General features: G+C 72.1%; 22 protein-coding genes. 11 read left to right on the top strand and 11 right to left on the bottom strand.

The genetic code is table 11. From position 1 onward, the window contains the following. The first annotated feature begins 95 nt into the window (after positions 1-95). On the top strand, positions 96-1,049 hold the full coding sequence (locus IEZ08_RS23630) for a GNAT family N-acetyltransferase (protein ID WP_189242912.1): 954 nt from the start codon (positions 96-98) through the stop codon (positions 1,047-1,049). Positions 1,050-1,152: 103 nt separating this feature from the next. Here IEZ08_RS23630 and IEZ08_RS23625 read toward each other — a convergent pair whose 3' ends face one another. Further along, entirely contained in the window at positions 1,153-2,535 is a 1,383-nt protein-coding gene (locus IEZ08_RS23625; protein WP_189242911.1) for an MFS transporter, read from the bottom strand. A 101-nt stretch (positions 2,536-2,636) separates the two neighbouring features. Between IEZ08_RS23625 and IEZ08_RS23620 the strand changes: the two genes are divergently transcribed. After that, positions 2,637-3,530 (top strand): helix-turn-helix transcriptional regulator, encoded by an 894-nt coding sequence (locus IEZ08_RS23620; protein ID WP_229803446.1) that lies wholly within the window; start codon positions 2,637-2,639, stop codon positions 3,528-3,530. Positions 3,531-3,602: 72 nt separating this feature from the next. On the opposite strand, the gene IEZ08_RS23615 is transcribed toward IEZ08_RS23620, so the two are convergent. From IEZ08_RS23615 to IEZ08_RS23600, 4 genes are all read right to left on the bottom strand, one after another. Further along, positions 3,603-4,916, bottom strand: coding sequence for an AAA family ATPase (locus IEZ08_RS23615; protein ID WP_068923431.1), 1,314 nt, complete (start codon positions 4,914-4,916; stop codon positions 3,603-3,605). Positions 4,917-4,925: 9 nt separating this feature from the next. Continuing rightward, positions 4,926-6,395 carry a hypothetical protein gene (locus IEZ08_RS23610; RefSeq protein ID WP_189242910.1) on the bottom strand — a complete coding sequence of 490 codons (1,470 nt, stop codon included), beginning with the start codon at positions 6,393-6,395 and terminating at the stop codon, positions 4,926-4,928. 64 nt (positions 6,396-6,459) lie between these two features. Beyond that, the gene (locus tag IEZ08_RS23605) at positions 6,460-7,557 is read right to left on the bottom strand and encodes a hypothetical protein (RefSeq protein ID WP_189242909.1); all 1,098 of its coding nucleotides are present in this window, start codon (positions 7,555-7,557) and stop codon (positions 6,460-6,462) included. Between the two features lie 88 nt (positions 7,558-7,645). Continuing rightward, the gene (locus IEZ08_RS23600) at positions 7,646-8,443 is read right to left on the bottom strand and encodes a hypothetical protein (RefSeq protein ID WP_068923434.1); all 798 of its coding nucleotides are present in this window, start codon (positions 8,441-8,443) and stop codon (positions 7,646-7,648) included. A 107-nt stretch (positions 8,444-8,550) separates the two neighbouring features. Here IEZ08_RS23600 and IEZ08_RS23595 point away from each other — a divergent pair, with 107 nt between their 5' ends. Then, on the top strand, positions 8,551-8,997 hold the full coding sequence (locus IEZ08_RS23595; protein WP_189242908.1) for an NYN domain-containing protein: 447 nt from the start codon (positions 8,551-8,553) through the stop codon (positions 8,995-8,997). A 297-nt stretch (positions 8,998-9,294) separates the two neighbouring features. Then, on the top strand, positions 9,295-9,939 hold the full coding sequence (locus IEZ08_RS23590; RefSeq protein ID WP_068923436.1) for a TetR/AcrR family transcriptional regulator: 645 nt from the start codon (positions 9,295-9,297) through the stop codon (positions 9,937-9,939). Positions 9,940-9,983: 44 nt separating this feature from the next. On the opposite strand, the gene IEZ08_RS23585 is transcribed toward IEZ08_RS23590, so the two are convergent. Next, entirely contained in the window at positions 9,984-10,835 is an 852-nt protein-coding gene (locus tag IEZ08_RS23585) for a helix-turn-helix transcriptional regulator (RefSeq protein ID WP_068923437.1), read from the bottom strand. A gap of 205 nt (positions 10,836-11,040) precedes the next feature. Between IEZ08_RS23585 and IEZ08_RS23580 the strand changes: the two genes are divergently transcribed. From IEZ08_RS23580 to IEZ08_RS23570, 3 genes are all read left to right on the top strand, one after another. Next, positions 11,041-12,510, top strand: coding sequence for an MFS transporter (locus tag IEZ08_RS23580; protein ID WP_189242907.1), 1,470 nt, complete (start codon positions 11,041-11,043; stop codon positions 12,508-12,510). Positions 12,511-12,635: 125 nt separating this feature from the next. Beyond that, complete coding sequence (locus IEZ08_RS23575) at positions 12,636-13,493, top strand: metalloregulator ArsR/SmtB family transcription factor (protein ID WP_189242906.1); 858 nt, start codon at positions 12,636-12,638, stop codon at positions 13,491-13,493. Next, positions 13,490-14,089: a dihydrofolate reductase family protein gene (locus IEZ08_RS23570; protein WP_068923440.1), complete on the top strand. Its 600-nt coding sequence runs from the start codon at positions 13,490-13,492 to the stop codon at positions 14,087-14,089. The genes IEZ08_RS23575 and IEZ08_RS23570 overlap by 4 nt, the downstream gene beginning before the upstream one ends. Before the next feature lie 137 nt (positions 14,090-14,226). On the opposite strand, the gene IEZ08_RS23565 is transcribed toward IEZ08_RS23570, so the two are convergent. After that, a complete protein-coding gene (locus IEZ08_RS23565) occupies positions 14,227-15,381 on the bottom strand; it encodes an alpha/beta hydrolase (RefSeq protein ID WP_189242905.1) in 1,155 nt (384 codons plus the stop codon). A gap of 3 nt (positions 15,382-15,384) precedes the next feature. Here IEZ08_RS23565 and IEZ08_RS23560 point away from each other — a divergent pair, with 3 nt between their 5' ends. Then, on the top strand, positions 15,385-16,431 hold the full coding sequence (locus IEZ08_RS23560; RefSeq protein WP_229803444.1) for a TerC/Alx family metal homeostasis membrane protein: 1,047 nt from the start codon (positions 15,385-15,387) through the stop codon (positions 16,429-16,431). An 84-nt stretch (positions 16,432-16,515) separates the two neighbouring features. After that, complete coding sequence (locus IEZ08_RS23555) at positions 16,516-17,010, top strand: hypothetical protein (RefSeq protein ID WP_068923442.1); 495 nt, start codon at positions 16,516-16,518, stop codon at positions 17,008-17,010. Between the two features lie 3 nt (positions 17,011-17,013). On the opposite strand, the gene IEZ08_RS23550 is transcribed toward IEZ08_RS23555, so the two are convergent. Both IEZ08_RS23550 and IEZ08_RS23545 read right to left on the bottom strand, forming a co-directional pair. After that, positions 17,014-17,640 carry a nucleoside/nucleotide kinase family protein gene (locus IEZ08_RS23550; RefSeq protein WP_068923443.1) on the bottom strand — a complete coding sequence of 209 codons (627 nt, stop codon included), beginning with the start codon at positions 17,638-17,640 and terminating at the stop codon, positions 17,014-17,016. A 216-nt stretch (positions 17,641-17,856) separates the two neighbouring features. Then, a complete protein-coding gene (locus IEZ08_RS23545; protein WP_068923444.1) occupies positions 17,857-19,656 on the bottom strand; it encodes a serine/threonine-protein kinase in 1,800 nt (599 codons plus the stop codon). Positions 19,657-19,828: 172 nt separating this feature from the next. Here IEZ08_RS23545 and IEZ08_RS23540 point away from each other — a divergent pair, with 172 nt between their 5' ends. Continuing rightward, positions 19,829-20,437 (top strand): TetR family transcriptional regulator, encoded by a 609-nt coding sequence (locus IEZ08_RS23540; protein WP_068923445.1) that lies wholly within the window; start codon positions 19,829-19,831, stop codon positions 20,435-20,437. 127 nt (positions 20,438-20,564) lie between these two features. Next, the gene (locus tag IEZ08_RS23535; RefSeq protein ID WP_068928781.1) at positions 20,565-20,900 is read left to right on the top strand and encodes a hypothetical protein; all 336 of its coding nucleotides are present in this window, start codon (positions 20,565-20,567) and stop codon (positions 20,898-20,900) included. Between the two features lie 5 nt (positions 20,901-20,905). On the opposite strand, the gene IEZ08_RS23530 is transcribed toward IEZ08_RS23535, so the two are convergent. Further along, positions 20,906-21,724, bottom strand: a complete 819-nt coding sequence (locus tag IEZ08_RS23530) for an ABC transporter permease (RefSeq protein WP_068923446.1) — start codon at positions 21,722-21,724, stop codon at positions 20,906-20,908. 13 nt (positions 21,725-21,737) lie between these two features. Further along, a complete protein-coding gene (locus tag IEZ08_RS23525) occupies positions 21,738-22,457 on the bottom strand; it encodes an ABC transporter ATP-binding protein (protein WP_203863465.1) in 720 nt (239 codons plus the stop codon). Positions 22,458-22,864: the final 407 nt, after the last annotated feature.

Genomic DNA, 22,864 nt, shown 5'->3' with positions numbered 1-22,864 from the left:
CGGGGCCCGCCGGTGAGCATGCGGCGGTCGGTGAGCACGCGGCGGCCAAGCCGTGACCCAGTCAGAGCCAAGTCGGCCGGGTCACACTCGATCCCATGGACAGCACCGCAACCGCCGCCGGGTACGTCACCCGGCGGCCCACCGCCGACGACGCCCAGGCCATCCACGAGCTGATCTCGCTGTGCGACACGCAGGTCATCGGCAAGGCGGACATGACCCTGGACGACGTCACGGACGAACTCAACGAGCCCGACTTCGACAGGGACAGGGACGGCTGGCTCGTCCACGACACCGGCGGCCGTCTGGTCGCCTGGGCGTGGGCCCGCCGCAAGGGCACCAGCGACAACGTGGACGTCGACGTGGTGACCCACCCCGACGCCCAGGCCCTCACCGGCCGCCTGTGGGACACCGTGACCGAGCGGGCCAGGCAGATCACCGCCGAGCTGGGCCACGACCGCGCCGTCCTGGACATCGGCCTCTACCGCGAGGACAGCGGCAAGCGCGCCGTCGCCGCCGCCCGCGGTTTCACGCCCGCCGCCAGCTTCATCCGGCTCCTGATCGACCACGAGGGGCCGGTCACCGAGCCCGCCCTCCCGGCGGGGGTCACCCTCCGTGCCGGCGACACCGACGAGGCGCGCCGCCAGGGCCACGCCGTCCAGCAGGCGGGCTTCGCCGAGCACTTCGGGTTCGTCCCCAAGGGCTTCGACGAGTGGTTCGCCGAGCTGGACTCCTCCAGCACCACCGACTGGTCCCAGCTGCTCGTCGCCTCCGTCGACGGCGAGCCCGCGGCGATGCTGCTCGGCACGGACATGTTCGCCGGCGACGAGAACTGCGGCTACGTCCGCCAGCTCGCCGTCCTGCCCGCCTTCCGCAGTCGCGGCCTGGGCCGTCTCATGCTCCGCACGGCCTTCGCCGCCGACGCCCGGCGCGGCCGGGCCGGCACCTACCTGCACGTCGACGCGGGCAACAGCACTCCCGCCCTGGACCTGTACCTGTCGGTGGGCATGCGCCAGGTGCTGGCCATCGACGTCTGGCGGCGCACGGTCTGACTCCCGGGAGCGGGTACGGCCCAGCGCGAGGGCCGTACCCGCTCCCGGGCGCCAGGGAGACCCGGCGCGGGGACCGTGCCCGGCTCCGGGCACCGGGGGCGGCTCAGCGCGGGGACCGTACCCGCAGCAGGGGCAGCGCGCACAGCCCCGCCGCCGCCGCGGTGACGCCCAGCGCCACCGCGGTGGCCGTGATCGACCCCTGGGCCAGGTACAGCGTGCCGAACGTCGCCACGCCCGCCACCTGGCCGAGCTGCATCACCATCACGAACAGCCCGCCGGCGTCGGAGGCGTCGGCGGGGGCGACATGCGTGAGGGCCACCCCGAGCACCGGGCTGAACGTCCCGGCCAGCGCCGCCCCCGTCACCGCCAGGGTGACGGCCAGCAGCGGCTGCCCGTGCCCGCCCCCGCCGAACGCCGCCGCCAGGGCGAGGTAGCCGAGCCCGGCGACGCCGAACGAAGCGACGATCACCCGGCGCTGCAGCCGCTCGGGGACCCGCCGCCAGTTGAGGCTGACCGCGGCGAAGGCCGCCGCCATCGGCAGGAATGTCAGGCCCGCCTCGACCGGGCTGTCACCCAGCGGGCCCTGCAGGTGCAGCGCGACGGTGAACAGGAACCCCCCGTAGGTCGCCATCACCCCGAGGACCGCCAGCATCGACGGGACCACCCCCGGGGCACGCAGCACCCGAGCCGGCGCCAGCGGCGCGGCGGCCCGCCGCTCCACCGCCACGAACACCCCCGCCAGGACCGCGCTCCCGGCCATCGTCACCCAGCCCCACAGCGGCCAGTGCTGCTCGTGTCCCAGCACCAGCGGCACCACCAGCAGGCTCACCGCCGCCGAGAGCGTGACCAGGCCAGGCAGGTCCAGGGGCCGCCGGGCACCGGGCTCGGAGGCGGGCAGCAGCCGCCGTCCGGCGACGAGCAGGCCCAGCCCGATCGGCACGTTCACCAGGAACACCGGCCGCCACGCGGTACCCAGCAGGTCGGCCGAGACCAGCAGGCCGCCCAGCACCTGCCCGGCGATCGCCGCCCCGGAGATCACCGCGGCGTAGAGGCTGAGCGCCCGGGCCCGCGCCGCCCCCGCGAAGTTCGTCTGAATCATGATCAGGACCTGCGGGACCATCAGCGCCGCCCCCGCGCCCTGCAGCAGCCGGAAAACGATCAGCTGTCCCGCGGAGGAGGCCAGCCCGCAGGCCAGGGAAGCGGCGGTGAACAGCGCCAGGCCGGACAGGAACAACCGGCGTCCGCCGTACCGGCCGCCGAGGCGGGCACCGGTGACCAGCAGCATGGCGTAGGCGACGGTGTACCCAGAGATGATCATCTGGAGGGCGGAACCCGACGCGCCGAGATCGGAACGGATCACGGGGGCGGCGACGTTGACGATCGAGACATCGAGTACGGCCATGAACTGCCCGGTCAGGATGATCGTCAGCAGCCAGGGGGAGCGCAGGGCCGGAGCCCTCGTGGGGCTTGTGGAGACAGCGGTCATGGGACGACTCTGCGGCCGGCCGGATACGGGTAGTGAGAGCCTGCCGATCCTGGTATCGGTAACACCTGGCAAGCGGATCACACGTCGGCCAGCATGGGAGGGTGACCGTGATCCAGCCGGACAGCCGTACCGGAAGCCGCCGGAACGCCCGAGCCCGCCGGACGGAGCTCGCCGCCTTCCTGCGCAGCCGCCGGGAGCGCATCACCCCGTCGGACGTCGGCCTCCCGCCCGGCCTGCGCCGCCGCACCCCCGGTCTGCGCCGCGAGGAGGTCGCCCAGCTCGCCGGGGTCGGCGTCACCTGGTACACCTGGCTGGAGCAGGGACGGCCGATCAACGTCAGCGTGCAGGTGCTCGACGCGATCTCCCGCACCCTCGGGCTGGACCCGGCCGAGCACGAGCACCTCTACCGGCTCGCCGACGTGCCCGAGGTGACCGAGACCGGGGGATGCCTCAGCCTGGAACCCGAGACGCAGCTCATCCTCGACCAGCTTGACCCGATCCCCGCCGCGGTCTACAACGCCCGCTACGACCTGCTGGCCTGGAACGCGACCTACGAGTCGATGTTCCCCATCCTGACGACGCAGCCGCCCGCCACCCGCAACGCGCTCTGGCAGCTGTTCACCGGCCGCGACTGCTGCAACCCGGTGGTCAACCGGGAGGAGGAACTGCCGCAGATGGTGGCCACCCTGCGCGCCGGGTTCGGCCGCCACCTCGGCGAACCCGCCTGGACCGACTTCGTCCGCCGTCTGTCGGCGGCCAGCCCCGAGTTCGCCCGGATGTGGGCCACCCACGACGTGGCCAGGCCCGGCAGCCGCATGAAGATCTTCCAGCACAGCGCCGCCGGGCTGATCCGCACCGTCTCGACGAGCATGACCCTGGCCTCACCGCCGGAGACCCGCCTGGTGGTCTACACGCCCGCCGACGACGAGAGCCGCGAGCGCATCGCCTGGCTCCGCGCGCACCCGGAGGACTCGGTCCCCGACCACGTCCACTGATCCGCCCGGTACGGGCAGGGCGGCCTCACCCGGTGTTCGGCGTCATCCGGTTTTCGGGGCGTCACCCGGCGCTCAGGGCGTCACCCGGTGACCGGCCAGGTGGGCCATCACGGCCTGGTTGGCCTCCCAGCCGTCCGGGAACTTCACCGGCACGCCCAGCTGCACCGGTTCGGCCGACGGATGGGCGTCCAGCAGCTCCGGGATGCCCGCCCGCGCCACCACGATGCACGCGTGCCGGTGCCGCGAGGTGAGCACGCACAGCCGCCCCGACTCCAGATGGAACGCGGTGGCGTCCCGCCGCCCCGAGAGCGGATGCAGCACGATCGTCACGTCGTACTCCCGGCCCTGCAGCCGGTTGGCGGTGTCCACCGTGATCTCGTCCGGCACCCCGGCCGCGCGGATCGCCGCCACCTGGTCGCGGTGCGCCGCGCCGATCGCGATCCGGTCCGCCGTGACCGGGTGGCTGCCCCGCTCCGAGTGCGCCACCGGCGCCCGCTGCAGCAGCCGTACCGCCAGCAGCGCCACCGCCTGCACCGCCTCGGCGTCGGTGCGCACCGTGTGCCGGCTCGGCAGCTCGTACAGCGCCCAGCCCGAGGCCGCCGCCGTCTCCAGCGCCCGGTCGTAGGAGGTCCGCATGCCGTTCACCGTCAGCTCCAGCGACCGGTCCGCGTGCCCGGTCCCCGACCGGAACCCGGTGAACGGGTAGAACGCCTCCGACACCACCGGCGCCGCCGACGCCGGCAGCCGCCACGAGACCGGGAGCCGGTGCACCGGAAGGTCCGGATTGTGGCGCAGCAGCACCGAGACGGCGCTCTGCACCGGATCCCACGACAGGCCCGCCCAGCGGTCGCCGTCCACGATCGAGAACGGGTCCAGCTGCCCCGGGTCGCCCACGAACAACGCGCGCTCGAACAACGACGCGATGCGCAGCAGCTTGTCCGAGCGCATCTGGTACGCCTCGTCGACGATCGCCCACGGCCAGGTACGGTCACCGACCCAGGCCCACTTGTCCGCCGTGGCCACCACCACCGCCGGATCGCCCAGGTCGGGCAGTTTGCTCGCGATCGAGACGTTGGAGTGCCCGCGGATCCGGGACGGCGCGGTGTACCCGCTCGCCGACAGGCGGCCGACCGCCAGGTCCGGATGCTCGGTCGCCAGCCGCTCCACCAGGTCGTCGACCTGCTCGTTGGTCTGCGCGACGATCATCAGCGGTTCGCCGGTCTCCGCGACGTGCCCGGCGGCTCTGACCACCAGTGTCGACTTGCCCGCCCCGGGCGGGGAGTCCACCACCACGCCGCGGTGGCGCGGCAGGTCCGCCAGCACGCCCGCCACGACGGCCGCCGCCTCCTGCTGCGGGGTCGGGGTCCGCACGATCTCAAGCGCCATGACCGCTCCTCACTCCCATTCCTCCCGCGCGTCATCGTCGCTGGGCACGTACTCCTCGGGCGGTCCGCCGTGGGTCCACGGCGTCTGCTCGGGATCCGGCAGCGCCGCCGAGGTCTGGAAGTCATCGGTCAGCGAGGTGTAGCAGACCCGCTCGCCCGGTTCGGGCACCGCGCCCGGAGCAGGCGTCCTCCCCCGTCCCATCCCCTTGACGATCTTCAAGGTGATCTCGTCGCCGGCCAGCCCGACCACCTCGGCGCCGTGGCCCTTCCGGTCCGGGCTGCCCAGCACGGTGCCCGGCGCCAGCCGTACCGGATCCTCCGTCCGGACCGTGATCAGCGGCCGGAGCTTGCGCGAGCGGCCCTCGCCCTCGAAATGCTCCGGCTCGGCACTCGTGACCACCCCGGCGAACGCCTCACCGGTCAGCCGGTACTCCGCCATGACGAGCGGGTCGTCATAGGCCCGCTGCACGTCGTAACCGGCCCGCGCCCGCTCCAGCCCGGCCAGCCGCGCCGCCGCGCTCACCGCGCCGTCCCTGCGCGCCTGCGGGGGCCCGCCCTCGGCGAGCCGCTCCACGAACCGGGTGAACGACCCCCGGTCCGCCTCCCACCGGTCCCGCACCCGCGAGCCCTCCGGCAGCGCCCGCAGCAGCTCCACCGCCCGCCACATCAGCCGCCAGGTCGGCTCCAGCTGGGTCCGCAGAGCCTGCGTGATCCGCTCCACAGCCCGCGCCGTCGGAGCGTCCTCGTAGGCCCGGATCGCCGGGCCCAGCACCTCGTTGTCGAACCCCGGATCGGTCGCCGGACCGGCCGGCGGCCACAGCAGCGGATCCTCCGCCTCCTCCGCCGCCCGCCGTCCGCTCATCCCGGCCGGCGGATCGATCCAGCCCATCAGCGCCGCCAGGTTCGCGTCCTCCAGGCCGCTCTGCCCCGTCGCCCAGTGTGCGCCCAGCGCCTCCGTCGCCGCCAGCAGCAGCGACGACCCCGGCTGCGCGGCCCGGTCCGCGAAATACGTCAGCCACCGGCCCAGCAGCGGCACCGACGGATGCACCGGATGGGGCCCGTCCACCCGCCGGAAGCGGGTGGAGCGCCCCAGCAGCCCGGTGAACGCCACCGCCGGGCGGTTCGGCACGACGATCTGCGGCGCGTCCAGGCACCGCTCGTACGGCTCGCCGCCCTTCTTCTCCACCGTCTCGGTGGCCTTCTGGAAGCTCTCGATGTACGGCAGCAGCACCTCGGCCAGCTCCCCGGCGAAGGCGAAACGCAGATCACGGTTGCGCGGCTGCGGCACGACCAGGAGCCGCGGATGCCCCGGATCGGTGCCCACCATCGCCCCCAGCGGCGCCGCGGCCTCACCGGCGAGCTTCAGCGGGATGAACACCATCGGCCGCTCCGCGACATGGCAGTGCCGGACCGTGGTGATCCGCTGCGCCGTCCCGTCCCGCATCGCCCGCAACCGCGCCAGCGCCAGCAGAGTGCTCACGCGACCTCCTCCGCCGGCCGCGTCCGCGACGCTGCCGCGTCCACGGCCCGCTCGCTCCGCTCGCTCACCTGAGGCACTCCTCCCGCAGGCGGTTGGCCAGCCGGAGCACCCGGGCGATCTCCTCCTGGCCCTCGCCGGGGACGATCGTCCCCTCGGCCAGTCCCAGCGCCTCGGCCGCCCCCGACACGCCGCCGAGCTGGTCGCGGACCTGACGGCCGAGCAGGTCCGTCGAACCGCAGGCACGCGCCTCGTCGCGGCAGAACATGCACATGTCACACGTCGACAGGCAGTCCGGCGCGTACCGGGCCGGCACCCGGCCCAGCGCCTCGGCCAGCTCACGCGCCGAGCGCGTCGGCACGCCCTCGTCATCCGGTTCCAGGGAGAAGGTCAGCTCCGGGGGGAGCCCCTCCAGCAGCCGGTCCACCCGGGTCATCCGTACCAGCTGCCGCTTGAGCACCGCCAGCTGCCTGCGCACGTCCACCAGCGACGCGGTCGGCCGGTTGGCGAAGTTCTCCGGGCAGACGAGCACCACGTCGTGGGAGACCCGCTCCGGATCGTGCCCGAGATCGGCCATGAGCGCGCGCAACGCGAGCACGTACACCGCCGCCTGCCGGGCCGCCGCCGCCACCTTCTCGGGCTCCGCCTGCCCGTCGATCACCGAGAACGACTTGATCTCCACGATGTGGAAGCGCCCGCCCAGCTGGAAGGCGAGCACGTCCGGCTCCAGATAGGCGGTGTGCCCGGCGATCTGGAGGCTGAGCATCGGATGGTCGTAGAAGACCGCCGCGTCCAGCTCCCGCGCGGCCCGGTCGATCAGCGTCCGGGTGTGCGAGGCCCGCAGGTGCGAGCCAACGGTCTCCACGTCCTGGTAACCCACCTGGTCGATGGGGAGCCCGAGCAGCTCGCGCAGCAGCCGCAGCAGCTCCGCGCAGCCGTTCTCCTTCACCAGGGCCTCGAACACGTTCCCCCGGGTGATCGCGAACTGTGACTGGCCGAAGGGCGCGGGGAAGCCCAGATGCCGTGCCGTACCGTCCTTGTCCACCCCGGCCGCGTCCATCAGCGCCCGCCGGGCGCACCCCGGGTTGGCGGCCAGGGCCGCCAGGGCCCGCGCGTCGTGCGCGCGCGGCGGCACCGGCCCGCGCAACCTGTCCAGCCGGTTCACCGCACGCCCCCATCGCGCACGCTCGTGACGACTCCGCCACGCCGCCCGCCCGCCCGGGCAGGCCGTGCCGGTGTGTGCCCGCTCATGGTCAACAGGCCCCTCTCAGGGTGCTCAGCGTGGACGCGCCGAACAGGCGCTCCACGTCGGTCAGTTGCTCACCCGCCCGCGCCGCGACCTCGGCCCGCTGCGCGGCGTCGGCGGCGAGGTGCACCTCCAGCTCGGCCCGGGCCGCACGGATCACGGTCGTCGGGTCGGTCGGCGCGAAACCCTCGGCGGCGCCGGGGATGTTCTGGGCCATCCGCGACAGCAGCCGGACCGCGCCCGGCGGCGGATCCGCCAGCCGCTCCAGGTGCTCGGCGATGCGCACGGCGGCGGTGAGGTAATCGACGCGCGGGCTCAGCGGCCCCACCACCCGCGCCTCCAGCGGCCAGGTGCTGTCGGCGAGCAGGCCCCGGGCGGGGGAGAGGCGGTCGGTCAGCGCGGCGCACAGGTAGTACGGCCTGGCGTAGGGATCGCTGCGGAAGGAACGCTCCTCGTCCCGGCGGAGGCTGGTGAGCTGCGGTCCCCGCAGGGCCCCGGAGAAGAACGCCGCGTTCACCGCCACGACCATCCGGGCCGCCGAGGGCACGCCCAGCAGGAGGAGCGCCTGGTGCACCTGCTCGCGGATCGGCAGCAACGAGGTCGCGGGCTCCTGCAGCTCCCGCAGGCCGGGCACGATCGCCGCCGGGTCCTCGGCCATGATCGCCTCGTCCCAGGCCAGCTCGGCCCGGCGCAGATCGGCGCGGAGCTGGCGGGCCCGCATGCCGTCACGCGCTTTCACCGCCCGCCGCACCTCGGCACGGAGTTCGGCGATCCGCCGCTCCAGCGCGTCCAGTGATTCACTCACGGCCCGGATCGTAACAGGAGTTCCACGTGTCTCCCTTGAGTTCCAGCGATTTCCAGCATTAAAGTGGCGGCCATGCAAAGGTAACTCAGGGGCAAGGGGGCATCGCTATGCGTAACCTTTCGTGCGGCCGATCCGTTCACCTGCTGGACGTCGAGAACCTCGTCGGCACCCCCCGCCCGGCGACCGCCGAGGTCGTCACCCTGATGGGCCACTACCGCCGCCGCGTCCCCGCGGGTTTCACCGACCAGTACGTCGCGGCCGTCAACCACGGCGCCCTCCTGGCGGTCGGCCTGGCCCTGGCCGGCATCCAGCTCCTGGTCCGCTCCGGCCCCGACGGCGCCGACGAGGCGCTGTGCGAGGTGATCCGCCTCGACCACCTCGACGACCGCTTCGAACGCGTGATCATCGGCTCCGGCGACGGCATCTTCACCGACCTGGCCGACTGGCTCCGCCGCCGCGGCGTCGAGGTCGTGGTGGTCTCCCGCCCCGACGCCCTGAGTTACCGCCTCCGCCGCACAGCCGCCCAGGTCATCCCCTTGGACCTGGCCGCCTGACGACTCAGAAGCTCACCCCCGCGTAGCGAGGGAGCGGTTGCGGTGGAAGGCCGGCGCCTTCTTCGGTCACCCCTAAAGGGGTCATGACGGCTCCGGTATGGAGTCCTCCGGTACGTCGTGACCGCACGAAGGAACCCGTGCCCCTCTCCATCCGGCGTATAGCCGGTAGCGATCGGTCACCCGCGCTCCCGCTCGTGGGCGGGAGCGGGAGGTCGGACGACCGTATGGCAAATATGTGTGTCGAACATAGAAAGATGTCAAAGACAAATTTGTGTCTATCCCATATATGATGAGGATGTGAGCACGCAGAAGACGGGTCTCAGAGAGCTGAAGAAGCAGCAGACCAGGGAGAACATCTCCGACCGGGCCACCCGGCTGTTCCTGGAACGCGGCTTCGACAAGGTGACGATCGCCGAGGTGGCGGAGGCCGCGCAGGTGGCCAAGATGACGGTCACGAACTACTTCCCGCGCAAGGAGGACCTGGTCTTCGACCTGAGCGAGGAGTTCGTGCAGGCGCTGGCCCGGACCGTCCGCGACAGGGCGCCCGGCGAGTCCGCCCTGGCCGCGCTCCGCCGCGCCTACCTGGCCGCGGTCGCCGAGCACGATCCGGTCATCGGCTTCTCCGGTCCGGCCTTCGCCCGGATGGTCCACGACAGCCCGGCCCTGACGGCCCGGCTGCGGGAGTTCCACGACGAGCGCGAGAAGGCCCTGGCCGGCGCGCTCGCCGCGGAGACCGGCGCCGGCCCCGGCGACATCCTGCCCCGCGTGGCCGCCGCCCAGCTCGGCGGCGTCCACCGGCTGCTGTTCGACGAGACGCTCCGCCGTACCATCGCGGGGCAGGACAACGCGGAGATCGCGGCGGTCCTCACCGGCTACATCGACACCGCCTTCGGCTTCCTGGAGCCCGCCCTCGGCGGCTACGCCGTCCGTTCCGCGGGATGACCCGAGGGTCTTCACCCCGAAGTGAACCGAAGCGAACCGGAGTCTCAGAGCGGGTGATCCGGCCCGGCCTGCGTGAGGATGCGCAGCGCGTCGGCCGAGCCCGGACCGTCCGGGGTGTACACCTCCAGCCGATGGTCGGGGCTGTCGGGCTGCAGCCAGACCTGGTAGTTCACGCTCAGGGCGCCGACCGTGGGATGCCGCAGGTGCATCGTCCCGACAGTGCAGTCGGAGACCTCTCCGCCGGCCCACATCGTCGCGAACTCGTCGCTGCGCATCGTGAGTTCGCCGATGAGTTCCGCCAAGCGCGCGTCGGTCGGGAACCGGCCCGCGGTGAGCCGGAGGTAGGCGACATGGATGCGGGCCAGTTCCTCCCAGTTGCGGTGCAGGTCGCGGGTGAACGGATCGAGGAAGAACATCCGCGGCACGGACGGGCGGCCGTGCGGCCGGGACGGCGCGTCGAAGGGAAGGTGCTCGGCGAACAGCGCATGGCCGGTACGGTTCCACGCCAGCACGTCTCCACGGCGGCCGAGGACCAGCGCCGGGATCGACTCACCCAGAGCCGCCAGGAGCACGAGGACTCGTGGGTGCGGTTCCTCCGCAGGCGGTGCGGACAGGCGCGGGACGGCCGGTTGCCCGGCGAGGTTGTGCAGGTGGGCGGTCTCGACCCGGTCCAGCTGCAGCACCCGGGCCAGGGCGTCGAGCACCTGCGCGGAGGCGGTGCCCGCCTGGCCCTGCTCCAGCCGGGTGTAGTACCCGGCGCTCACCCCCGCCAGATGGGCGAGCTCCTCGCGGCGCAGGCCGGGAACCCGGCGTGCGGTCCCGAAGGTCCGCAGCCCGACCTGCTCGGGTGTGACTCGATCGCGGCGGCTCTTCAGAAATGCTCCAAGTCCTTCCACGGCTTCGAGCGTAGGCCGCGCCGTACGCGGGTGGGTGTACCTGCCGGGTGCACCCACGGCAGGGGGATGGCTGGCGGGCCCGTCCCGGCAGAGGGTCGGCACCATGTCTCGAGAACTCACACACCAGACGTCTCGACAACTGACAGACCAGGCGTCTCGACGGCTCACGCACCGGCCGCCGGGTCTGCGCGCCTGGCTCGGCCTGATGGTGGTCCTGGGACCCGTCCTGCTGGTCTCCATGGACGGATCGATCCTGTTCCTGGCGATGCCGCGGATCAGCCAGGCGCTCACGCCGACCGCCGACCAGGCCCTGTGGATCCTCGACGCCTACGGCTTCGCCGTCGGCTCGCTGCTGATCACTTTCGGCAACGTCGGTGACCGGTACGGCAGACTGCGGCTGCTGATGATCGGCGCGGCGGTGTTCGGAGCCGGTTCGGCGGCGGCGGCGTTCGCCCCGAGCCCCGAGCTGCTGATCGCCGCCCGCGCGCTGATGGGAGTGGCGGGCGCGACCCTGCTGCCGTCGGCACTGGCGGTACTCGGCGAGTTGTTCACCGAGCCGCGGCGGCGGGCTCAGGCCATCGGCGTCTTCGCCGCCGTGTTCGCGGCGGGGTTCGCGATCGGGCCGGTGATCGGCGGGGTCCTGCTGGAACGGTTCTGGTGGGGGACGGTCTTCCTGATCAATCTGCCTGTCGTCGGCCTGTTCCTGTTCCTCGCGCCTTTCCTCCTCCGGGAGGTGCGCGCGGCCCGCGCGGGCAAGATCGACGCGCGGAGCGTCGCGAGTTCGGCGGCCGGGTTGCTGCTCACGGTCTACGCGCTCAAGCACACCGCCGCCGAAGGGCCGCAGCCGGTCCCGGTCCTGCTGGGAGTCGCGGGACTCGCCGTGCTGGCATGGTTCGTCCTCAGGCAGCGGAACCTGCCGCATCCGCTGATCGACCTCTCACTCTTCCGCGACCGGGTCTTCACGGTCTCGATCATCACCGGGTTGCTGCCTCTGGCGGCATGGTCGGCGACGGCCTACCTGGCGGGCGTCTACCTGCAGTCCGTCCTCGGCCTGCCGGTGCTGGACGCGGCGCTGCTCGCGCTGCCCGGCGCCGCCGTGCTCACCGTCACCTGCGTCGTCACGCCCTTCGTGGTCGACCGCGCCGGGAAGCGGGCGGCCCTCGTCGTCTGCCACCTGTCCATCGCCGGTGGGCTGCTGCTGCTCTTCCCGCTCTCCGAGACCGCCGGGGCCGGCTGGTACGTCGCCTCCACGGTCGTCGCGGGCATCGGGTACGGCATCTGCTTCAGCGTCGTCGCCGACACCGCCGTGGGCGCGGTCCCGGTGGACCGGGCCGGCGCGGCGGGCGCGGTCGCCGAGACCAGTAACGAGATCGGCAACGCCCTCGGCATCGCGCTCCTGGGTTCGCTCGCTGTCCTGGTGTTCCGGCTCCAGGGGCCGGATGCGGCCTCCACCCTGGAGGAGACCCTCCAGCTTCCGGCTCTCGCACCCGCGGTCGCCGCCGAGGCGAGGGCGGCCTTCGTCGCGGGCCTGCACCTCGTCGCCGTGGTGGCGAGCCTGCTCCATCTGGGGCTGGGGGTTCTCGCCTTCCGATGGCTGCCCCGGACGAGCGCCGGCAACGACCCGGCGGAGGCCCGCGCCGACCGGGGGCGCGAGGGCCGGCGGCGTGCCGGGTGACGGCAACGACTCCCCGGCCCCTGCGGCTCGAACGGCGGTTGCCCGGCGGTGTCTGCCACCGCCGGCTCCTGCCCGCCCTACATATTACTTGACACGAATATTCTCCATGGCGAATACTTCCCTTCGTGGACGAACTCCTCGCCGCGCTGGCCGACCAGGCCCGCTGGCGGCTCGTGAACCTGCTGGCCGAACGGCCCCGCTCGGTCGGCGTCCTCGCCCAGCTCGCCGGGGCGCGTCAGCCGCAGACGACCAAGCACCTGCAGACCCTGGAGCGCGCCGGTGTCGTCATCTCCCGGCGCACCGGTCAGCGCCGCGTCTACGCGCTGCGGCCCGATACCCTGCGGGAGCTGGCGGCCGCGCTCACCCGGCTCGCCGACACCGCGGACCAGGGCGGCGGCCCGTACGAGACCTATGAGCGCTACGGGCTCAGCCTCCACGCGGAGCGGCTCGCCGCCGGGGAACCGGGCTGGGCCGACGGCCGCTCGTTCGGATTCCACCGGGCGCTGACGGCGCGCCCCGAGCTGGTCTGGCGCCACCTGACCGAGGCCTCTCTGCTCACCCGCTGGTGGACGCCCGACGACCTGCGTGTCTCCGAGCTCGTCTTCGAGGCGCGGCCCGGCGGGCGGATCGTCCACGAGTACCGCGACGCCGACGACGCCGACGGCTCCGATCCGGTCGCCGGGCGCGCGGAGGGGGTCGTCGACGAGGCGCTTCCCGGCAGGCGCCTCGCCTACCGGCTCTCCCCGCTGCTTCCCGACGGCGCCCTCGCCTTCACCGCCCACGTCGACATCGACCTCCGGCCCACCGGCGTCGGCACCGACCTCGACGTCCGCTGGCGGATCACCGGCAGCACCGTTGACTCCGCGGACTTCATCGCGGGCATCGAGATCGGCTTCGGCCAGAGCCTCGACAAGCTCGCCGCGACCTTCACCGACCCGCACAACATCGACCCGCACAACACCGACACAAGGAGTGCCAAGTGATCGACTTGACCGGCCGCAAGGTGACCGCGAACCTGAGCCTCACCCTCGACGGGCGTTACAACGGTCCCGGCGGGCCGGGTGATTTCAGTGCATTCGCCCCGTATGTAACCAGCGAGGTGGCACGGGAGCACATGACCCGCATCTGGGAGAGCGCGACGACGGCGCTGCTGGGCCGGATCAACGCCGAGGGGTTCATGGGGTACTGGCCGTCGGTCGCCGAAGACGGCAACGCCGACCCGCGTGACCGCGGATATGCGAAGTGGCTGGTCGGCGCGGAAAAGGTGGTCTTCTCAACCACCTTGACCGAGGCGCCGTGGGAGCGCACCCGCGTGGTGAACGCCCCCGTCGCGGACGTCGTCGCCGAACTCAAGACCACCGGCGAGGGCGACATCCTGGTCAACAGCAGTGCGAGCCTCATCAAGCCGCTCCTGTCGGCGGACCTGCTCGACCGGCTCTATCTCATGATCTTCCCCGAGATCGCCGGGGGCGGCCAGCGGCTGTTCGACGACGGCCTGCCGGCTTCGAAGTGGAAGCTCACCCACCAGGAGACCGGTGAGCTGGGCGAGATCGCCCTGGTCTACGACCGGGTCCGCTGAACCGGCTCGATCACCGTTCATTCCGTTGTGACCCGCCTCTTGCGCGGGCTCCTCGCTGGGAGGGTCTTTCTCGGGAAAGCCCCTCCCGAATGGGTCCTGTCCGGCGACGAGTCGACCGCGCGAGTCGACCGTGTGGGTCAACCACGCGAGCCGACCGTGCGGTGTTTCGTGAGCCACGCGGCGACCGCCTCGGCGTAGGCGTCCGGGATCGCCGCCGGTATCACGTGCCCGGCCCCCTCGAACACGTGCAGGTCCCAGTCGGGCCGCTGCGTCATCAGGTGGTCGATCACGACACGGGAGATCACCGGATCCCGGTCTCCCCAGGCCAGGAGCGTGGGCGGGGAGATCCGGCCGATCGCCGTCTCGACGGGACGGCGGTTCACGAACATCGTCGAGGACGCGGAGGCGAAGGCCGTCACGGCGCCGCTCAGCCGCCGCGGCCGGGACCGGGCTTCCTTGAGCTGGTCGGTCAGCAGCGCCGTCATCTCCGGGGACAGGCGGAGGATGTCGCCCCCGGTGCTGTCGCGTCCGCGGGCGACCCATGCCTCCGGGTTCGCGAGGGCGTCGAGCTTCACGGCCAGCGCTTTCGGGCCCAGCACGCTCAGCAGGCCGCGGACGATCGGCGGGCCGGCGAGCAGCGCGAGCCGTCCGAGCGTCTGCCACCACGCCCGCTCCGCCGCGGTCATGGGACCGGGCAGGGTCGGGGCGGCCAGGACGAGGCGTTCGACGCGCCGGGGCGCGAGGTCGGTGAAGAGCAGCGCCACCAGGCCGCCCATCGACCAGCCGTGCAGCACGACGCGCTCCAGGCCCAGCTCGGAGGTGAAGGCGCGCAGGAAACGGGCGTTCACCTCGGCGCGGGCGGCGTTGCGGCGCGGGGATCCGGTGTGGCCGAACAGGGTGCCCGGCAGGTCGGGGGCGATCACCGTGCCGTACGCGCTGAGCGGTCCGACGGTGTCCAGCCACGCGGTCCCGCTGCCGGCCATCGGGTGGATGAGGAGGTGGACCGGGGCGCCGGGCGGCGCGCCGGGGGCGGCGGGCTTTCTGAGCAGATGGACGGGTGTGCCCCGCAGGTCGAGCGTCTCACTGCGGATTCCGGCCCAGCGGGGTGACCGTTCGCCCCAGTCGGGGTAGCGCATGGCGGCTCCAGAGATGTCGTCCCCGTCGTCCCGAGGGTAGTTCCGGCCGCGGTCGTGCACCAGGCGGATATTGCTCTCGCAGCCGGATAAGAGGGTGCCCGCCGGGTATACGCAGGTGATCATGCCGCGTCGCAGCCGCACGTCAGGGTGGAGCAAAAGGTGATCATCGATTCGCTGGGGGCCTGGGCCGTCGTCGTGGGGATCGTGGTGGCCCTGCTGGTCCTCGACTTCGTGGTCGCCTCCCGACGCCCGCACGCCGTGGGCCTGCGGGAGGCGGCGCTCTGGTCGGTGTTCTACATCGCGGTGGCGATCGTCTTCGGGCTCGTGCTGTGGCCGCTGGCGGGCGCGGACATCGCGACCGAGTACTTCGCCGGATGGCTGGTGGAGAAGAGCCTGTCGGTGGACAACCTCTTCGTCTTCGTCATCATCATGAGCCAGTTCGCGGTGCCCGACGAGTACCAGCAGAAGGCGCTGCTGTTCGGCATCGCGGCCGCGCTCGTGATGCGGGCGGTGCTCATCACCGTGGGCGCCACGGCCATCACCGTGTTCTCGCCGACGTTCCTGCTCTTCGGTCTGCTCCTGCTCTGGACCGCGGTGCAGCTGGCCCGTCACCGGAACGACGACCCGGACGTCGGCGACAACCCGCTGATCCGATGGGTCGGCCGGATCTTCCCGGTCAGCGACGACTTCCACGGCGGGAAGCTGGTCGCCGCGGAGAACGGCAGGCGCGTGATCACGCCCCTGTTCCTCGTCTTCGTCGCCATCGGCAGCACCGACCTGCTCTTCGCCCTCGACTCGATCCCGGCGATCTTCGGGATCACCCAGCACCCGCTGCTCGTCTTCTCCGCCAACGCCTTCGCGCTGCTCGGGCTGCGGGCCCTGTACTTCCTCATCGAGGGCCTGCTCGAACGGCTGGTCTACCTGTCGATCGGGCTCTCAGTGATCCTCGGGTTCATCGGCGTCAAGCTCATCCTGGTCTTCCTGCACGAGGACGTCTCCTCCTCGATCCCGGAGATCCCCACCCCCGTGTCGCTCGGTGTGATCCTCCTCGTGCTGCTGGTCACCGTCGTCGCGAGTCTCCGGCGGGTACGGCGGCACCCGGAGGAGCGGGCGCACGCCGGGTCGCTGCGCAAACTCCCCGGGAAGAAGGACCGGGCCGGTACGGAGGGTCACGGGCGCGGGCGTCGGGCGGCGGGGGACGGGTGAGGCGTTCGCGCCGCTCCGGTGCCGGTGAGGCAACCTGGCGGCGCCGTACTGCGTCTACTCTATGTGTCGTCTCGAAAGCTCTACGTGACATTCCGGGTCATCGCGCTCGCCGCCCTCGCTCTCTCCGCGGGCAGCTGTTCCGGCTCCCCGGCCCCCGCCCCGACCCCGACCGAGGCGCCGGTCACGCCCACCGCGCTGCCGCCCCCCGCCCCGACGCCAACGCAGGTTCCGGCCACCGGACCGGGGTCGGTCTGCGACGACACGGACCTGCGGGCCTTCCTCGGCGAGGTCGCACGGCACCACTCGGACGAACGCGGCCTGAAGCCCGGCGCCCCGGTCTCCCGCTGGCTCACCCTCCTGCTCGACGCCGCTCCCGGCGCGGTCGAGCCGACGCTGCGGCACATCCAGCGGGGCATCACGGCGGCGGAGGCGTACACGGGCGCCGAGGCGGGAAGCGCGGAGGCCGCCGCCCACGCCCGCCGGCTCGTGGCCGCGGCGGCCGGCCTGGCGGAGGTGTGCGGCCTGTCCGACGTCTACGACATCCCCGCTCCGGGGGAGGCATCGCCGGCTCCGAGCTGACGCCTATCGGATCACGATCGCCGGGTGCTTCGGGTCGTCCATCCGGACGACGAGGTCGGCGGTCTCCGAGGGTTCGGCCTCGTGCTCGTAACGCTCGTAGGCGGGCAGGGTCCAGTGCAGCTCCGGCGGAGTGCGGCGGGCCAGCGCGGCCGGGGAGAGCCGCAGGTGCACGGTCAGGTCGAACGGGAGCCACCGGCCCAGCAGCAGCGCCCCGTCCAGCAGCAGCACGCCGCCCGCCGGCACGGTGACGTACGGCGCGCGGGTGGCCCGGTCCGTCCTGGTGTCCCACAGGGAGGGCAGGACCTCGCCGGAGCCGCCGGGGTCCAGCCGCGCCAGGACCTCGCGGGTCAGCCCTCCCGTGTCGAGCCAGTCGTCGTAGAAGGCGTCCGGGTCGGTCTTGCCGTACTCGAACCGGAGCGACGCCGGGCGCAGGAAGTCCCGGGCGGACACGCGCAGGACCGCGCGGCCGCGCAGCCGGAGCGGCTCGGCCAGCGCGTCGGCGAGCTCGTCCGGCCGCGCGGCGGGCGCACCGTCGAAGGCGACCCGCGTCCAGGCGTCCTGGGGTCTCTCGGCGATCCGGTCGGCGATCTCCTCGGCCAGCGACGACGGGGATATGGGGCGTATGCGCACCCTGCCATCCTGCCGGACGGCGGGACCGCCGCCGGAGGACGCCGCGCGGCCCGGATGATGCAGCCGCCCCGCCGGATCGCGGCCGGCGCGCCCGCCTCGACCATGATCAGGATGCGCCGGGGGCGCTCCAGGGCGGAGACGAGCTGTTCGGGCGTCTCACAGGAGATGAACGCACCCTCTTCACCTCCACGATGCCGGGGAGCAGCCGGGTTCACCCTAGTAAGGGCGGAAAACAGTGCCGTTGGCCTCGGGGCCGAGGATCCCGCCGAGACAGCGATAGGTGCGCTCGCCCTGATCGAACTGCTCCTTCGACGGGGGCAGCACCGTCGAGCGCCACTTCCCGGCCGCGACCTTGCGCGCGTCCCCGGACCGGGAGGCGAGCATGACCCGCGCCGAGCACACCTTCTTGATGACCGGGTGCTTCTTCACGACCTGCTGCCGGTAGGTGGTGACGTCCTGCGGCAACGTGGCGATCGCGTAGGTCTCCCAGTAGTGGGCCTCCTCGCAACCGACCGTCGTGGCGCTCGCGTCGCCCGACACGACCAGCAGCCCGCTCCAGCACTCGGCCTCGGCCACACACGCGGCGCCCGCCCCGGAGACCCTCGCGGCGGGGCACGACGCGGTGACCGTGTCGACTCCCGCGATCTCCGCCACCTTCGAGGGAGGGGCGTCCTCGGCTCCGGACGCGTTCGCGCCGCCCGTCGTGCCGGGCTTCGCGGCCACGGCCGGTTCCTCGGCGGAGGGAACGGACGGTGAGCCGGTTCCGGGGTCGCGGTTCTCGAAGTACATGAGTCCGGCCCCGGCCAGCAGCAGGATCACGAACGCCACCGCCACCGCGACGAACACCCTGCCGTTCGACCCGCCGGAGGGCGTGACCGCCGCGGGCGCCTGGGTGCTCGCCAGGCCGCGCAGGCCGGGGGAGGTCAGGTGCGTGCGCGCCGCCTCCCTGCCCGCGACGGGCGGAGCGGGGTGCGCGGGCGGCATGCCGTACGGCGAGGGCCCGGCCGGGAACGGCGCCGCGGAACCGGACGGAGCGGGGGCGAACGGCCTGCCGGGGCCGGACAGCGCCCCGTGACCGGACGACGCGTAACCGGACGACGCGTAACCGGACGGCGTCTCATGGCCGAATGGGGCGGGACCGGACGGGTGAGCCGCCGGGCGCGGGGGGAGCGGCCGGGACGCCGGGGCGTGACGCGTCAGGCGCAGGTCGGTGAGGGCGTCGCGCAGGGCCGCCACCGAGGCCGTGCGCCGGGCCGGATCGGTGGCCATGGCCTGGCGGAGCACCTCGGTCAGCTCCGGCGGCACGCCCGGGATCTCCGGGACGGGACGGCGGTGCAGGGCCATGATGACCGCGATGTTGACCACGCCGCTCTCCGGGAAGCGCGGCGGGCGGCCCGACAGCAGCGCGTAGAGCGTGGCGGCCAGGGAGTAGACGTCCCCGGCGGCGCTGGGTTCGGCCAGCTCGAACGCCTCCGGCGGGGCGTAGGCGGGGGTGAGCGACTCGCGGGTCACCGACACCTCCCCGCCCGCCGACGGCATGGTGGCCAGCCCGAAGTCCGACAGCACCACGTTGCCGTAGCGGTTGACCAGGATGTTGGCGGGCTTGATGTCGCGGTGCAGCACCCCGGCGGCGTGGGCGGCCGCCAGCGCGTCGGCGATGCGGATGCCGATGTCGGCCACCTCGGCCGGGTCCAGCCGGCCCTCGGCGCGCAACCGGTCCAGCAGCGACCCGCCCGGACAGAGCTCCAGCACCATGTACGGCCTGCCGTCGGGCAACACCCCCGCGTCGTAGACATGGGCGACGTGGGGATGACCGGAGAGCGCCCCGGCAGAGGTGACCTCGCGCATGAACCGGCGCCGGTCGCGCTCCGAGACGAGCACCCGATTGTCGATCTTGAGCGCCACCTCGCGGTCCACGGCGAGCTGCCGGGCCCGGTAGACGATCCCGAAACCGCCCTGCCCGAGGATGCCGGACACCTCGTAGCCCGGCACCGCCACGGCACCCGCTTCGGACACCTGCCACCTCCTGGAGAGACCGGCAAGATTACCGGAACTTCGCTTTCATCCCGCTTGAACTCCTGTTTGAACGACCGCCGCGGATACCGGGAACATCGGCGAGATCGTAAAGCGCCCGGGTGCCTATGCTGTTCTCTTCTGATCTCTTCTGAGAGGTGAGGGGAAGAGAATCGTGAGTGGACGGGATCCAGACCGCCGAAGGACACTCCTGGACGCCGCGGACCGGGTGATCCGGCGCGAGGGCCCGGAGGCGTCGATGGCGGCGATCGCCGCCGAGGCCGGGATCACCAAGCCCATCCTCTACCGGCACTTCGGCGACAAGAGCGGGCTCTACCAGGCTCTGGCCAACCGGCACGTCCGTACCGTGGTCGACCTGCTGCGGCAGCAGTTCGAACAGACCGGCACCGACCTGCGCGGCCGGGCCCGATCGACGATCACCGCCTACCTCGACATGATCGCGGCCAACCTGAGCCTCTACCGGTTCCTGTTCCACCGGGCGGGAGCGGAGGACAGCCGGACCCATTCCCAGATGACCGCGATCGTCCGCAGCCTGGGCGAGGAACTCGGCGAGGTGATCGCGGCCGCCTCGGACGGCCTCGACCCGGTCCGCGCCCAGGTGCTCGGACACGCTTTCGTCGGCATGGTCCAGGCCACCGGCGACTGGTGGCTGGAGCATCCCGAGGTGGACCGTACCGAGGTCGTGGAGAGCCTGGTCGGTGTGATCGTGGCGGCGATGTCCTCCGCGACGGCTCCGCTGACCGGTCCGCGGGGTTTCAGCTGACCGGCCCGCGAGGTTCCGGCCGACGGACCGGCGGGGTTTTCGGCGAGCGGCCCGGCCACCCGGTGAACCCGGGCGGTCAACGCACTAGCCTGGTCCCGGGACGACCCGGATGGAGGTACGGACGCAGATGAGCGAGACCGATCCGCACATCCACGTCGAGCAGAAGGTGATGCAGGCCGGTGCGGCCTACCGCAATGTGATCGCGTCGATGCTGGGCCGCGCCCCCGACGCGCCCAGCGTCGTCACCACCGGTTGCGGGCTCCAGGTGCCCTATGCGATGACCTCGCCCCGTCCGGAGAGCGTCACCTGCCTCGCCTGCCGGGAGCACGCCCACCGGGAGTGCCTGCGCTTCGCCGAGCAGGTGGAGCACCTGAGCCGGATGCCCGGGGCGCCCATCACCGGCGAACAGGCGGCCGAGGCCGTGGAACGGGTCCGGGACCTCGCGAAGCGGTTCTCCGGCTAGGCGCGCTACTCGCCGAAGCGGGACAGCTTTCCGCGGGCGCGGGCATAACGGAGGGCCCACACGAACAGCCCCAGCGTCGCCGCCAGGTAGACGACGTCCAGCGCCGCGGCCAGGGCCAGACTGTCCCACGGTACGGCGCCGCCGTTCAGGACGGTCCGCATGCCGGTGAAGACATGGGTGGCCGGGAGGAACGAGGCGATGGCCTGGAGCGGGGCGGGCAGGACGTCGACCGGATAGAAGATCCCGGCCAGCGGCTGCACGATGAAGACCAGGGACCATGCGATCACCTGGGCGTTCTCCCCGAAACGGAGCACCGCCGAGATTCCGACCAGGCCGAGGGACCAGCCCATCACCAGCAGCAGGACCATGAACGGGATCAGGCCCGCGCCGAAGACGGTGATGCCGAACCCGTAGAAGGCCAGGGCCAGGCCCGCCATGACCGCTATGGCGAAGACCACCTTGCCGAAGGAGAACACGATGAGGCCGATCACGTACTCGACGGTGGAGAGCGGGCTCACCTGAACGTTCAGGAGATTCCTGCTCCAGATGTCCTCCAGGAACGCGATCGAGATCTCGTTGCTGGCCTTCTGCAGCACCTGCCAGAGCAGTACGGCGCCGAGCAGGAAGGCGGCGACGAACGGCACCCGCTGCGACTGCAGGAACAGTGTCACGAATCCCCAGACGAGCAGTTCGACCGTGGGCCAGAAGACGATCTCGAACATCCGGATCGGGCTGCGGCGCAGCGCGGCGAAGTCGCGGCGGACCACGCCGCCGACGCGGGTCGCGCGGGCGGCGAGGCTCAGCGGAGGGTGGGTGATGGTCATGCTCGGGTCACCTTCACGATCGGGCCACCTTGAGGAAGACCTCTTCCAGGGTCTCGGCGCCGTAGACGCCGGCGAGCTCGGCGGCGCTGCCGCTCGCCACGATCCTCCCGGCGGACATGAAGTGGATGCGGTCGCACATCCGCTCCACCTCCTGCATGTTGTGCGAGGTGATCAGCATCGCGCGGCCGTTCTCCCGGGCCAGCCGGACCAGGAGGTTGCGGATGCGGTCACCGGCGTCCGGGTCGAGGTTCGCCGTCGGCTCGTCGAGGATGAGCAGGCTCGGCTCGTTGACGAGGGCCTTGGCGAGCTGGACGCGGGTGCGCTGACCGGAGGAGAGCTCCATCACCCGTCGCCTGCGCAGCGGGCCGAGTTCGAGGAGGTCGACGAGCTCCGCGACGCGGGCCTTCGGGTCACGCACGCCGTACAGGCGGGCGAACACATCCAGGACCTCGCGGACGTGCAGCACACCCGGCAGGTCGACGTAGCTCGCCGCGAAGTTGATACGGCTGAGAGCCTCGACGCGGTGCCTGCCCAGTTCCTTGCCGAACATACGGATGCTTCCGGAATCGGGGGTGATGAGTCCCAGGAGCATGTGCAGGGTGGTGGACTTGCCGGCGCCGTTGGGGCCGAGCAACCCGATGATCTCTCCGGGGCCCACGTCGAGGCTGATGCCGTCGACGGCCGTCACCGGCCCGAACCGCTTCGTCAGCATGGTGGCCTGAAGGATGGTCACCAATCAAGCGTGCGCTCCGCCGGCCTTGGTGGCAAAGGGTTTTCGATCCAGGTCGCCGGGCTGATTTGACGAGCCCGGCGAGGGTTCGTAGCCTTTCTGGGCCCGACGCAGGCCGGTGGTGACACCGCGTGCTCGGGACTCCCTCTGATCGCCTCGTTCGATTCGACACGAATCGAATGCGTGGCTAAATTAGAGGGGTTGCCTCGGAGACGAGGTGGGCCGAATTCCCGAAAGATCAGCTCGAACCGGTCAAATTGACACGGAAAAGCGGATCTGAAAGAATAAAGTCACAACGAAGCGAACAAAACGCCCCGGATCGGGACGATCAAGGAAATGATCGGCTCGGACGGTGTACGCGTCCGTTTCTTGAGAACTCAACAGTGTGTTAAAAGCCAGTGCATGAAGCA

The organism is Planobispora rosea, from assembly GCF_014648175.1.
GTDB classification, from domain to species: domain Bacteria; phylum Actinomycetota; class Actinomycetes; order Streptosporangiales; family Streptosporangiaceae; genus Planobispora; species Planobispora rosea.
Note: the sequence above shows the minus strand (reverse complement) of the source record. Positions and strands in the feature narration are given on the sequence as shown.